The sequence below is a fragment of the Nakamurella flavida genome (assembly GCF_030811475.1).
In the GTDB taxonomy this organism is placed as follows: Bacteria; Actinomycetota; Actinomycetes; order Mycobacteriales; family Nakamurellaceae; genus Nakamurella; species Nakamurella flavida.
Map to the genome: position 1 here is coordinate 3,184,050 of NZ_JAUSQV010000001.1, position 12,074 is coordinate 3,196,123.

Genomic DNA, 12,074 nt, shown 5'->3' on the forward strand with positions numbered 1-12,074 from the left:
AGGGTCCGCCTCGCGTGGGTACGGTGGCGAACGGCACGGCACCCGCCCTGCGGCGGGTGGGCCCCACGGCCGACCGGCTCAGCGCGGAACCGGTCCACCCCGACCACGGGCGGCGAGCACGACACGTCCTGGTCCGCGCACCAGGAGGAGCCCCATGCAGGAGACCGCGTCCGCCCCCGACAGTCCCGCTCCCACGTCCTCGGCGATGCGGCGGGCGCTGCGCCGGGCCCGGGACGGCGTCACCCTGGACGCCGTCGAGGCCGGAGTCCTGCTGCACGCCCGCGGGGACGACCTCACCGAGCTGTGCCGCATCGCCGCGGCCGTGCGCGACGCGGGTCTGGCTGACGCCGGCCGCCCCGGCGTCATCACCTACTCCCGCAAGGTGTTCATCCCGTTGACCCGGCTCTGCCGGGACCGCTGCCACTACTGCACGTTCGTGACCGTCCCGGGCAAGCTCACCGCGGCCGGGCACGGCATGTTCCTCTCGCCCGACGAGGTGCTGGACATCGCCCGCCAGGGTGCCGCCCTGGGCTGCAAGGAGGCGCTGTTCACCCTGGGCGACCGGCCGGAGGACCGCTGGCCGGAGGCCCGGGAGTGGCTGGACGCGCACGGCTACGACTCGACGCTGGACTACGTCCGGGCCATGGCCATCCGGGTCCTGGAGGAGACCGGTCTGCTGCCGCACCTCAACCCCGGCGTCATGACCTGGCAGGAGCTGCAGCGCCTCAAGCCGGTGGCCCCGTCCATGGGCATGATGCTGGAGACCACCTCCACCGAGCTGTTCACGCAGAAGGGTCGGGCCCACTACGGCTCCCCGGACAAGGACCCGGCCGTCCGGCTGCGGGTGCTCGAGGACGCGGGACGCAGCACCATCCCGTTCACCACCGGGATCCTGGTCGGCATCGGGGAGACCTTGGCCGACCGGGTCGAGTCGCTCTTCGCCATCCGCCGGACCGCCCGTCAGTTCCGGGCCATCCAGGAGGTCATCGTCCAGAACTTCCGGGCCAAGCCGGACACCGCGATGCGCAGTGCGCCCGACGCCGACAGCGGTGAGTACCTGGCCACGCTGGCCGTGGCCCGGCTCGTCCTGGGCCCCTCGATGCGCATCCAGGCCCCGCCGAACCTGACCGACCCCGACGAGCTGGCCGCGCTGATCGCCGCGGGGGTGGACGACTGGGGCGGGGTGTCCCCGCTGACCCCCGACCACGTCAACCCCGAGCGGCCCTGGCCGCAGGTCGACACCCTGGCCGAGCTGACCGCTGCCGCCGGTTTCCGGCTGCGGGAGCGACTCACCGCCCAGCCCGGCTACATCCTGGCCGGGGAACCGTGGATCGACCCGCGGGTGCTGCCCCACGTCCGTGCCCTGGCCGATCCGGCCACCGGACTGGCCGTGGAAGGCGCACTGCCGCAGGGCATCCCGTGGCAGGAGCCGGACCCGGACTGGGGTTCGGCCGGCCGGGTCGACCTGCACACCGAGATCGACACCGACGGGCGGCTCACCGACACCCGGAGCGACTTCGACGCCGCCTACGGGGACTGGGACGTGCTGCGCGAGGAGATGGTCGACCGGCGCGCGGCCGACAGTCGTTCCCGCACCGCACCTCTCGACTCCGAGGTGGTGGCCGCGTTGCGCGCCGCCGAGCGCGACCCCGGCGGGTTGAGCGAGGCCCACGCGCTGAGCCTGATCCACGCCGACGGCGCCGAGCTGGACGCGCTGTGCGCACTGGCCGACGACCTGCGCCGGCAGGTGAACGGGGACGACGTCACCTACGTGGTCAACCGGAACATCAACTTCACCAATGTCTGTTACACCGGCTGCCGTTTCTGCGCGTTCGCCCAGCGGCGCACCGACGCGGACGCCTTCACCCTCTCCCTGGAGGAGGTGGGCAAGCGCGCCGACGAGGCGTGGGAGGTCGGCGCCACCGAGGTCTGCCTGCAGGGCGGCATCCACCCCGACCTGCCCGGCACCGCCTACTTCGACATCGCCGCCGAGATCCGCCGCAGGCAGGCCGATCTGCACATCCACGCGTTCTCGCCGATGGAGATCATCAACGGCTCGGCCCGGACGGGGCTGTCCATCCGCGACTTCCTGATCCAGGCCAAGGCGTCCGGGTTGGACTCCATCCCGGGGACCGCCGCGGAGATCCTGGACGACGACGTCCGCTGGGTGCTGACCAAGGGCAAGCTCCCGACGGCGCAGTGGATCGAGGTCGTCAGCACCGCGCACGAGGTGGGCCTGCCGTCCAGCTCGACGATGATGTACGGGCACGTCGACACCCCCGCACACTGGGTCGCCCATCTCCGGCTGCTCGGTGAGATCCAGGACCGGACCGGCGGTTTCACCGAGTTCGTGGCCCTGCCGTTCGTCCACCAGAGCGCACCGATCTATCTGGCCGGAGTCGCCAAGGCCGGGCCGTCGCTGCGGGACAACCGCGCTGTGCACGCGATGGCGCGGATCCTGCTGCACGGCCGGATCGACAACATCCAGACCTCCTGGGTCAAGCTGGGCGAGGCCGGCTGCCGGTCCGTCCTGCAGGGCGGCGTCAACGATCTCGGCGGGACGCTGATGGAGGAGACGATCTCCCGGATGGCCGGCTCGCAGAACGGCTCGGCCAAGACGGTCGCCGAGCTGGAGGCCATCGCCGCAGGCATCGACCGGCCGGCGCGGCAGCGGACCACCGGCTACGGTCCGGTGCCCGCCGAGCGGATCGAGGCCGGCCGCCGGGGTGGCCGGCTGCGGCTGCCCGTGTCGGCGGTCTGACCCGGCGCTCAGCGGGCCCGGCCGCCCCAACCGGCGGCCACCCCGGCATGGCGCAGCACCCGGTCGACGGCATCGGCGGTCAACCGGTGCCAGGTACCGGCCCGGCGGATCATCGAGTGATCGGTGCGGGCCAGCGTGGTCCGGTGGATGCGGGCGCCCCGGCGTTCGGCCTTGCTCAGCCACGGAAAGGCCTGGGGCGGCGGGGCGACGGAGTCCGTGTCGGCCTGGATGGCCACGATGAGCTGGTCGTCGGTGCCCTCGGCCGGATCGTCCTCCGAGATCCACGGGCTGAGCAGCACCGCGCCGCGCACCGCCGGGTCGGCCAGGCCGAACAGTGCGGCCCGGGCCCCCATCGAGTGGCCGACCAGGACGACGGGCAGGCCCGGCGCGCGCACATGGATGCGGCCCAGGGCCCAGCGCAGGTCGCGGACCGGATCGCGGCCGTCGTTCCAGGTGGTCACCGCGAAACGCAGCTGCACCACCGCCGCGTGGGGGAGGTGGCGGGCGATGGCCCAGTCCAACGGGTGCATCCGCAGCACGGCCGGATACCACCAGCCGGTGCGGATGGAACCCGAACCCTCGCCGCCGCCGTGCAGCAGCAGCACCACCGCCCGGGCCCGCTTCGGAATGCGGCGGATGGACAGGCGTGCCCCGTCCGGCGACTTCGTGCTCATCGGGCCCGTCCCCCGCCGCGGCTAGGGTGGATTCTCGTGGCGAAGCGAACGGTGACGGCGGACCAGGCGTTCGCGGCGGTACGCCGCTCGGCCGAGGTCGATCCGGCCGCGCTGACCCGGCCGGAGATCGCCGATCTGGTGCGGACGACGTTGCTGTGGCTCGCCCAGGTCCAGCCCGGCCGATCCGTGGAGATCCGCGTCCCCCCGTTCGCCGCGGTGCAGGCCGTCGAGGGTCTGCGGCACACCCGGGGAACCCCGCCCAATGTCGTGGAGACCGACGCGGCGACCTGGCTGGCCCTGGTGTCCGGCCGGCTGACGTGGGCCGCGGCACGAGCGGCCGGGCGGGTCAGCGCCAGCGGCACCCGGGCCGATCTGGCCGCGTTCCTGCCGTTGCGGACAGGGGTCTGAAGCAGCTGAGCGTCCACGACGCATCCTCCTGACCGCTCCGCACCCGGGCCGGACGGGGGTCCGGCCGGTCGTCGCGCCGACGGTACCCATCACGGCTGTGCCGGCGGGGGACGGGTGGCCGGGCCACCCGCCCCCGGGTGCCCGGCTCAGGTGACGGGCGAGCCGCCGGTCACGCCGAGCACCTCGGCGGTGATGTAGCTGGATTCCTTCGATGCGAAGAACACGTACGCCGGGGCCACCTCGGCCGGCTGCCCGGCACGCCCCAGCGGAGCCTTCTCCCCGTGCGACTCGACCTTCTCCGTCGGCATCGTCGCCGGGATGAGCGGCGTCCAGATCGGGCCCGGGGCGACCACGTTGACCCGGATGCCCCGCTCGGCGAGCTCTCCGGCCAGGGCCTTGCTGAAGTTCAGGATGCCGGCCTTGGTCGTCGCGTAGTCCAGGAGCTCCGGCGAGGGGGTGACGGCCTGGACCGAGGAGGTGTTGATGATGGTCGAACCGGGCTCCAGGTGGGGCAGGGCCTTCTTGCACAGCCAGAACATGGCGTAGAGGTTGGTCTTGAGCACCCGGTCGAACTGCTCGGTGCTGATGTCGGCGATGCCGCCCATCTGGGCCACCTGGTACGCGGCGTTGTTGACGAGCAGATCGAGCCCGCCGAGTTCGCGGACCGCGGTCGCGATGAGCTCGTCGCAGACCCGTTCGTCGCGGATGTCGCCGGGGAAGGCCACGGCCTTGCGGCCGGCCCGCTCGATCCACCGGACCGTCTCGTCGGCGTCCTCCTGCTCCTCGGGCAGGTAGGAGATCAGCACATCGGCACCCTCCCGGGCGAAGGCGATGGCGACCGCCCGGCCGATCCCGGAGTCCCCGCCGGTGACGACGGCGCGGCGCCCGGTCAGCCGGTCGTGGCCGACGTAGGACTCCTCGCCGTGGTCGGGTTCGTCCCGCATGTCGCCGGTCAGCCCGGGGTGCGCGATCTGCTCGCCCTCCCGGTCGGGCTCCGGGTGCCGGGTGGTGGGGTCCTCCTGCGAGGGCCGGGACTGGCTCATCTGTCCTCCGTGCGGGTCGGGGCCCCGATGCGGGCCGACGGTCGTGCTGATCGAGTACCCCGTTCCGGGGGGGTCACTGCGGGGGGTGTCCCCGGTGGCGGCGGCTCGGCGCATCGGCCCAGGTCGGCGAGGGTGGGGCGGGAGGGGGTGCCCGACCGGGTACCATCGGGTACCGCTGCACTTCCCTCACACGATGCCTCGTAGAGGAGCACGGTACGTGGTCACTGGCTCAACGCCCGACTCTCACCCGTACCCGGTGGCAGGCGCGGTCCACTCCCGGCGGTCCCTCCCCCTCACTGCGGTGTCCCCGCTGTCCGGGGCGGCCCCCGTCGACCCCGAGATGGATGCGGCCACCGACCAGGGACCCAAGGAGGAGTGCGGCGTCTTCGGTGTCTGGGCCCCCGGTGAGGAGGTCGCCAAGCTGACCTACTACGGCCTCTACGCACTGCAGCACCGAGGCCAGGAGGCCGCCGGCATCGCCGTCGCCGACGGCAGCCAGATCGTGGTGTTCAAGGATCTCGGCCTGGTCTCCCAGGTCTTCGACGAGCAGACGCTGTCGTCCCTGCAGGGCCACATCGCCGTCGGGCACTGCCGGTACTCCACCACCGGGTCCTCCACGTGGGAGAACGCCCAGCCCACCTTCGCCATCACCGACGTCGGGTCGGGCATCGCCCTGGGCCACAACGGCAACCTGGTCAACACCATGGAACTGGCCGCCCGCGTCGCCGCGCTGCCCGGCCGCAACGGTCGGTCCAAGTGCACCACCGACTCGGACATCCTGACCCGCCTGCTCGCCGCCAAGTCCGCCGATGCCGGACTCGAGGCCGCCGCCCTGGAGCTGCTGCCCTCCCTCGAGGGCGCGTTCTGCCTCGTCTTCTCCGACGAGCACACCCTGTACGCGGCCCGCGACCGGCACGGCGTGCGCCCGCTGGTGCTCGGTCGGCTGGACCGCGGCTGGGTCGTCGCCTCGGAGACCGCCGCGCTGGACATCGTCGGCGCGTCCTACGTGCGCGAGGTCGAACCGGGTGAGCTGCTGGCCATCGACGCGGACGGCCTGCGCAGCGAGCACTTCGCCCCGCAGGAGCCCAAGGGCTGCGTGTTCGAATACGTCTACCTGGCCCGGCCCGACACGACGATCTCCGGTCGGGGCGTGCACGCCACCCGGGTGGAGATCGGCCGGCGGCTGGCCGGCGAGGCCCCGGTCGAGGCCGATCTGGTCATCCCCACCCCGGAGTCCGGCACCCCTGCGGCCATCGGCTACGCGCAGGCCTCCGGTATCCCGTACGGCCAGGGACTGGTCAAGAACGCCTACGTCGGGCGCACCTTCATCCAGCCGTCGCAGACCATCCGTCAGCTCGGCATCCGGCTCAAGCTGAATCCGCTGCGCGACGTCATCCGCGGCAAACGCCTGGTGGTGGTGGACGACTCGATCGTCCGCGGCAACACCCAGCGCGCCCTGGTGCGCATGCTCCGCGAGGCGGGGGCCCTCGAGGTGCACGTGCGGATCGCCTCACCGCCGGTGCGCTGGCCGTGCTTCTACGGCATCGACTTCGCCTCCCGGGCCGAGCTCATCGCGAACGCCGGTGACGTGGAGGCCGTCCGCCGGTCGATCGGTGCGGACACCCTGGGCTACGTGTCCCTGGACGCCCTCGTCGCGTCCTCCGAGCAGCCGAAGAACCGGCTGTGCACGGCCTGCTTCACCGGCGAGTACCCCATCCCGATCCCCGACCAGATCGGCAAGCACGTGCTGGAGGGGATCGCCCGCGGTGTCGCCGGCGATGCCGCACCGGTCGCCGGCGCCGGGTACGGGGCGGCCGACGCCCTCAGCCGTCCCTGAGTCGCGGGCGGCAGCACGACCACCACCACGAGCAGTTCCGGACACGAGACGGGCGCCACCACGGCCGCCCACCGCAGGGGAGCAGGACCGCAGATGACCCGCCATTCCATGGGCCCGGGGGCCACCTACGCCGGCTCCGGTGTCTCGATCGCGGCCGGCGAGGCCGCCGTCGACCTGATCCGGCCGTTCACCGACCGCACCCACCGGCCCGAGGTCGTCGGCAGCATCGGCGGTTTCGCCTCGCTGTTCCGTCTCCCGGTGCACAAGTTCCGCGACCCGCTGCTCGCCTCGTCGTCCGACGGCGTCGGCACCAAGACGGCCATCGCCCAGGCCATGGACGTGCACCACACCATCGGCATCGACCTCGTCGCGATGGTCGTCGACGACCTGGTCGCCTGCGGCGCCGAGCCGCTGTTCCTCCAGGACTACATCGCCTGCGGCAAGGTCGAGCCCGAGCGGATCGCGAGCATCGTCTCCGGCATCGCCGACGGCTGCGTCCAGGCCGGCTGCTCACTGGTCGGCGGGGAGACCGCGGAGCACCCCGGACTGATGGCCGACGAGGACTACGACCTGGCCGCCACCGCGGTGGGCGTGGTCGAGGCCGACCTCGTGCTCGGACCGGACAAGGTCCGTCCCGGCGACGTCGTGCTGGGTCTCGCTTCCTCCGGCGTGCACGCCAACGGCTATTCGATGGTCCGGCACGTGCTGCTGGACATCGCGCGCCTGCCGCTGGACGGACACGTCGAGGAGTTCGGCCGCACCCTGGGGGAGGAGCTCCTCGAGCCCTGCCGCATCTACGCGCTGGACTGCCTGAACCTGGCCCGGGAGACCGATGTGCACGCCTACGCGCACATCACCGGCGGCGGCCTGGTCAGCAACCTGGCCCGGGTCATCCCCGCCGGGCTGACCGCGCGGTTGGACCGGCAGAGCTGGACCCCGCTGCCGGTTTTCGGCTACATCGCCGGGCATGGCCGGGTCGGCCGCGAGGAGATGGAGCAGGCCTTCAACATGGGCATCGGCATGGTCGCCGTGGTCGGGGCGGACGACGTCGACCGCGCCCGGGCCATCCTCACCGCGCGGCATCTACCGGCCGTCGTGCTGGGCACGGTGGAGAAGTCGGACGACGCTGCCCGGGTCACCCTGACCGGAGAGCACCCCCGCTTCTGACCGACCACGCCCCGGGCGGGGCGGGCGGGCCGGTGGCACGATGCCGGCCATGGGCATCGAGGTGCGACCGGCGACGGACTTCGACGATGTCCGCACCCTGGTCGGGCCCAAGCGCCCGGACGCCAACGTCTGCTGGTGCCTGAGCTACCGCATCCCGTCCGCGGAGAACCAGGCCCTGACCGGGCCGGCCCGGGGCGACCGGGTCCGGCAGCTCCTGCAGGAGGAGATCCCGCCCGGCGTCCTCGCCTACGACGGCGACGAGGTCGTCGGTTGGGCCGCCGTGCACCTGAGGGCCGCCACCACCTTCGCCCGCAACCGACGCATACCCCTCCTCGACGACCTGCCGGTCTGGTCGCTGTGGTGCGTGCGGGTGCGCCCCGGCCATCGCGGCACCGGTATCGCCCATCACCTCATCGCCGGCGCGGTGGCCTTCGCCCGCGAGCGCGGGGCGCCGGTGGTCGAGGCGTACCCGGTGGACAACGAGGGCCGCACGGTCGACCTGACGATGGCCTACGTGGGGACGAGGGCCATGTTCGACCGGGCGGGATTCACCAAGGCGGCGGACACCGGCTCCGTGCTGAACGGATTCCCCCGCGTCCTCATGCGCCTCGACCTCCGCTGAGCTCGCGGCGCCACGGACGTCAGCCGACCCGACGACCGGTCCGCAGCTTGTCCCGACGCCGGTGCGGGAACGGCCGCCCCTCGTTCAGCTCGTCCTCCTTGGCGTGCATGAAGGCCAGGAACGCCTGCTCCATGAACTCCCCGACGGTCCACTCCGGACCGAGCGCGACCAGGGTGTCCCGCACCTGATCGGCGATCGCGGGGTCGATGTACCCGCCGAACTTCACCGGCTTGCGCGGTGGGCCGGCCGGTCCTTCCCCGGCGTCCCCGGTGGGGGGTGCGGCGGGTGCGGGTGTCGCCACCGCCGGCTCGGTGTCGGCCGGCCGGGAGTCGGCCGCCACGGGGGTGTGCGGCTCCGTGGCGGGCGGCTCCGGGGTGGGCGGCAGGGCCGCCGGGTCGGGCACCAGGGTGGCCAGCGGGTTGCGGGCCAGGCCGCCGCGGCGGTGTGGACTCATCCGGTTCTCCCGTCCAGCAGCGCGTGGGTGGCTGCGCGGTAGTCCTGCGTGATGTCGTCGTCCGGGGCGTAGACGGTGATCGGCTGCTGGGCCGAGGCGGCCTCGGCCACCGTCACCGCGTCCCGGATCGGCGGCAGCACCCGCTCCCCGAAGCGACCGCGGAGCACCTCGAGCACGTCCAGGCTCATCCGCTGCCGGTGGCGCACCTTGATCGGCAGCACCCCGGCCAGCCGCAGCCCGGGGTTGAGTCGACGGGTGGTGAGTTCCACGGTGGGCAGCAGGGTCGTCAGGCCGTCGATCTCCAACGAGCCCATGGCCACCGGGACCAGGACCTCGTCCGCGGCGACCAGGGCCCCCACCGTCAGCAGGTTGAGGGACGGCGGGCAGTCCACCAGCACGAGGTCGTACCGGTCGGCGACGGTGGCGATCGCGGTGGCCAGTCGGCGCTCGGCACCCACCAGGTTGCCGAGGGTGCGTTCGGCCAGCACGAGATCCGTGTCGGCCGGGGCGAGATCCAGGCCGGGGACACCGGTGGTGCGGATGATCGCGTCCAGCGGCAGGGCCCCGGTCAGCACGTCCATCACGGCGCCGTCGTCCGGGGAACCGGCCAGCCAGTGCGTCGAGTCGGACTCCGGATCGGTGTCGACCAGGAGCACTGAGCGACCGGACTCGGCAGCGCAGGCGGCCACCGAGACGGACGTCGTCGTCTTCCCGACGCCGCCCTTCTGGTTCACCACGGCGATGACCCGACCCACCGGGAGCTCCCTCCGGGCCCACCCGCGTCCGGCGGATGCAAGCCGGGATCAGGGTACGTCCGGGGCTGGAACCAACAGAACCAGCGGAACTAGATGCCCAGGTGGGGCGCCGGTGCGGTTGTGCCGGGGGTGGTCATCGGGCCGCCAGGGTGACGGTCCGGGTGGCGGGTGGTCCGTCGCCGGCGGCGGTGACGGCGCGGACGGTGAGGGTGTACGGGGTGCCGGGGGCGAGGTTGACGAAGGTGCGGGTGCGGGCGTCGGCTGGCATCCACGCCGACCAGGCGGGGGTTCCGGTGGAGCCGGTGCCGTTCCGGGAGACGCGGTAGCCGGTGACGGGGCGGCCGCCGTCGGTGGCCGGGGGTGCCCAGGTCAGGGTGGCCGTCCCGGCGGCGTCCTGACGGGTGGCGGTCACCTGGGTCGGCACGCCCGCGGTGCGGGCCATGGTGACGGTCCGGGTGGCGGGTGGTCCGTCGCCGGCGGCGGTGACGGCGCGGACGGTGAGGGTGTACGGGGTGCCGGGGGCGAGGTTGACGAAGGTGCGGGTGCGGGCGTCGGCGGGCATCCACGCCGACCAGGCGGGGGTTCCGGTGGAGCCGGTGCCGTCACGGGAGACGCGGTAGCCGGTGACGGGGCGGCCGCCGTCGGTGGCCGGGGGTGCCCAGGTCAGGGTGGCCGTGCCGGCCGTGTTGTCCTGGCGGGTGGTGACGCCCGTGGGGGCGCCGAGGGCGGCGGCGGTCTGCACGGTGACGGTCGCGCCGGTCGCGTCCACCTGCGAGGCGGTGAACGTGTAGCCGTCGGGCGACCGCCACGAGCGGCCGGCGCCCAGGGTGCAGTCGGTGAGGCTGTCGGTCGTCGGCGTCATGTCCAGCAGGACCGGTGTGGAGGCGTACCCGGGATCCTCCATGCGCAGGATCAGCCCGGAGGTCAGGCCGGGGTCCAACTCCGCATCCAGGCCGATCGGCTGCCGGTACTCGACCCAGTACCGGCGCCCGGTCGGTGTGGTCAGGACGGCGGCGTTCCGGGCGGACCCGGTCTCCAGCGGGGTCAGGCGGGCCGACGTCCCCGGGGTCAGGGTCACCGTCCGGCCCGCCAGCCAGCCGACCCGGTTCTTCTGCGGTGCACTGAACTGCGACCGGCCCGACGCCCCCATCAGCTCCGTCGGGTCGTCGGTGAAGGAACAGGACGCGACCGGCGCCAGCGCCACGGGCACGTGGGTGACCGGATCGGTGCAACGGGCTGCCCGGGAATGGTCCAACCCGTCGAGGTGCCCGAACTCGTGCACCACGGTGTCCGGCAGGGTCCAACCGTCCAACCAGAGGTCCCGGCCGCCGACGACGGCCCACCCCGCGGGATCGGCGGCGTCGTTGCAGGCGGCACGGGGGAAGTAGATGGCGGTGCGGTCGTAGCGCCCGGCGTCGTACCCCTGGGTCAGGGCCGCGGCCAGCGCCTGGTCCCGGATGGAGTAGGTGTCGGAGTAGCAGGAGTCGCTGTTCACCGGTCCGGTGATCCGCACCCAGTCCGGGATGACATCACCGGTGAAACCCGAGCTGCCGTAGGACATCTCGCGATACCACGCGTTCGGGGTGTCGATGACGGCGGTGCGTGCCTGGGCCGCGGTCAGCGAGTCGGGGGCCGTCCAGTAGGCCCGGATGACCAGGACCGAATGGACGCCCACCGGGTCGGCGGTCACGGCCGCCGTGCCCTCGGCGTCGGCGTCGGCCGCGATCGACAGGACGGTGTCCGTGGTCGACGTCGTGCCGGGTACTGCGTCGGTGGGCGCAGCCTGTGCGACACCGCCGCCGGCCAGGAGCACGGTCAGCACGGGGACGAGCAGGGAACGAATGCGCACGAGGACTCCCGACCACGCACCGGGGTGTGCGCGGACCGAACCTAGTGCCCCGTGCTCACGCCGGACTCACGCATGGCCCGCGGGTTCCGGACAGGTGCGGGCTGTTCGGGGGCGAACACGACGAATGGGCCGCTCCAGTCGGAGCGACCCATTCCTCGGTGATGTGCCCGCTCGGGGAGCGGGGCGATGTCTGCTCAGCGAGCCTGGGTCCGTCGGGGGATCAGGCTGTCGGCGTCGTCGTCGTCCTCACCGACGTCGTACCGCGAGGCGAGGGAGGCGTACAGATCCTCTTCCTCGTCTTTGTCGGGAACGACCGGTGGCGGTTGGTGGACCGGGCCTCCGGTGAGCTCGCGCTGTAAGGCAGTCACATCGATGTTGTGCGAGGAGTACTTGAGCTCCCGCGCCACCTTCGTCTGCTTTGCCTTCTGACGGCCTCGCCCCATGGCGGACCCCCTTGCACGTAAGAAGCGGGGCGGCCACAGGTGGCGGCCCCGGGATCAGATA

11 protein-coding genes are annotated in these 12,074 nt (G+C 72.9%); 5 read left to right on the forward strand and 6 right to left on the reverse strand.

The features are described 5' to 3' along the window. Positions 1 to 154: 154 nt before the first annotated feature. Positions 155 to 2,761 (forward strand): bifunctional FO biosynthesis protein CofGH, encoded by a 2,607-nt coding sequence (locus J2S58_RS14070; RefSeq protein WP_205257765.1) that lies wholly within the window; start codon positions 155 to 157, stop codon positions 2,759 to 2,761. Positions 2,762 to 2,769: 8 nt separating this feature from the next. On the opposite strand, the gene J2S58_RS14075 is transcribed toward J2S58_RS14070, so the two are convergent. Further along, positions 2,770 to 3,435, reverse strand: a complete 666-nt coding sequence (locus tag J2S58_RS14075; protein ID WP_205257766.1) for an alpha/beta hydrolase — start codon at positions 3,433 to 3,435, stop codon at positions 2,770 to 2,772. Between the two features lie 36 nt (positions 3,436 to 3,471). Between J2S58_RS14075 and J2S58_RS14080 the strand changes: the two genes are divergently transcribed. After that, positions 3,472 to 3,843: a sterol carrier family protein gene (locus tag J2S58_RS14080; RefSeq protein ID WP_205257767.1), complete on the forward strand. Its 372-nt coding sequence runs from the start codon at positions 3,472 to 3,474 to the stop codon at positions 3,841 to 3,843. A gap of 146 nt (positions 3,844 to 3,989) precedes the next feature. Here the strand turns inward: J2S58_RS14080 and J2S58_RS14085 are convergent, their stop codons facing one another. Beyond that, entirely contained in the window at positions 3,990 to 4,886 is an 897-nt protein-coding gene (locus J2S58_RS14085; protein ID WP_205257768.1) for an SDR family oxidoreductase, read from the reverse strand. A 340-nt stretch (positions 4,887 to 5,226) separates the two neighbouring features. Between J2S58_RS14085 and purF the strand changes: the two genes are divergently transcribed. The 3 genes from purF (at position 5,227) to J2S58_RS14100 (ending at position 8,512) form a co-directional block, all read left to right on the forward strand. Further along, entirely contained in the window at positions 5,227 to 6,723 is a 1,497-nt protein-coding gene (gene purF / locus J2S58_RS14090; protein ID WP_205257954.1) for an amidophosphoribosyltransferase, read from the forward strand. A gap of 93 nt (positions 6,724 to 6,816) precedes the next feature. Beyond that, positions 6,817 to 7,890 carry a phosphoribosylformylglycinamidine cyclo-ligase gene (gene purM, locus J2S58_RS14095; protein WP_240189237.1) on the forward strand — a complete coding sequence of 358 codons (1,074 nt, stop codon included), beginning with the start codon at positions 6,817 to 6,819 and terminating at the stop codon, positions 7,888 to 7,890. Positions 7,891 to 7,939: 49 nt separating this feature from the next. Continuing rightward, positions 7,940 to 8,512: a GNAT family N-acetyltransferase gene (locus J2S58_RS14100; protein ID WP_205257769.1), complete on the forward strand. Its 573-nt coding sequence runs from the start codon at positions 7,940 to 7,942 to the stop codon at positions 8,510 to 8,512. A gap of 19 nt (positions 8,513 to 8,531) precedes the next feature. Here the strand turns inward: J2S58_RS14100 and J2S58_RS14105 are convergent, their stop codons facing one another. The 4 genes from J2S58_RS14105 to J2S58_RS14120 all read right to left on the reverse strand — a co-directional run bounded on the left by J2S58_RS14105 (position 8,532) and on the right by J2S58_RS14120 (position 12,013). Beyond that, positions 8,532 to 8,966 carry a hypothetical protein gene (locus J2S58_RS14105; protein ID WP_205257770.1) on the reverse strand — a complete coding sequence of 145 codons (435 nt, stop codon included), beginning with the start codon at positions 8,964 to 8,966 and terminating at the stop codon, positions 8,532 to 8,534. Continuing rightward, positions 8,963 to 9,721, reverse strand: a complete 759-nt coding sequence (locus J2S58_RS14110) for a ParA family protein (RefSeq protein ID WP_205257771.1) — start codon at positions 9,719 to 9,721, stop codon at positions 8,963 to 8,965. The genes J2S58_RS14105 and J2S58_RS14110 overlap by 4 nt, the downstream gene beginning before the upstream one ends. 133 nt (positions 9,722 to 9,854) lie before the next feature. Beyond that, complete coding sequence (locus tag J2S58_RS14115; protein WP_205257772.1) at positions 9,855 to 11,570, reverse strand: fibronectin type III domain-containing protein; 1,716 nt, start codon at positions 11,568 to 11,570, stop codon at positions 9,855 to 9,857. 194 nt (positions 11,571 to 11,764) lie between these two features. Next, positions 11,765 to 12,013, reverse strand: coding sequence for a DUF3073 domain-containing protein (locus J2S58_RS14120; RefSeq protein ID WP_205257773.1), 249 nt, complete (start codon positions 12,011 to 12,013; stop codon positions 11,765 to 11,767). Positions 12,014 to 12,074: the final 61 nt, after the last annotated feature.

Bases quoted from the DNA above. Each gene is read 5' to 3' on its own strand.
- J2S58_RS14070 (WP_205257765.1), top strand. From the start codon at position 155: ATGCAGGAGACCGCGTCCGCCCCCGACAGTCCCGCTCCCACGTCCTCG.
- purF (WP_205257954.1), top strand. From the start codon at position 5,227: ATGGATGCGGCCACCGACCAGGGACCCAAGGAGGAGTGCGGCGTCTTC.
- J2S58_RS14105 (WP_205257770.1), bottom strand. From the start codon at position 8,966: ATGAGTCCACACCGCCGCGGCGGCCTGGCCCGCAACCCGCTGGCCACC.
- J2S58_RS14085 (WP_205257768.1), bottom strand. From the start codon at position 4,886: ATGAGCCAGTCCCGGCCCTCGCAGGAGGACCCCACCACCCGGCACCCG.
- J2S58_RS14100 (WP_205257769.1), top strand. From the start codon at position 7,940: ATGGGCATCGAGGTGCGACCGGCGACGGACTTCGACGATGTCCGCACC.
- purM (WP_240189237.1), top strand. From the start codon at position 6,817: ATGACCCGCCATTCCATGGGCCCGGGGGCCACCTACGCCGGCTCCGGT.
- J2S58_RS14075 (WP_205257766.1), bottom strand. From the start codon at position 3,435: ATGAGCACGAAGTCGCCGGACGGGGCACGCCTGTCCATCCGCCGCATT.
- J2S58_RS14120 (WP_205257773.1), bottom strand. From the start codon at position 12,013: ATGGGGCGAGGCCGTCAGAAGGCAAAGCAGACGAAGGTGGCGCGGGAG.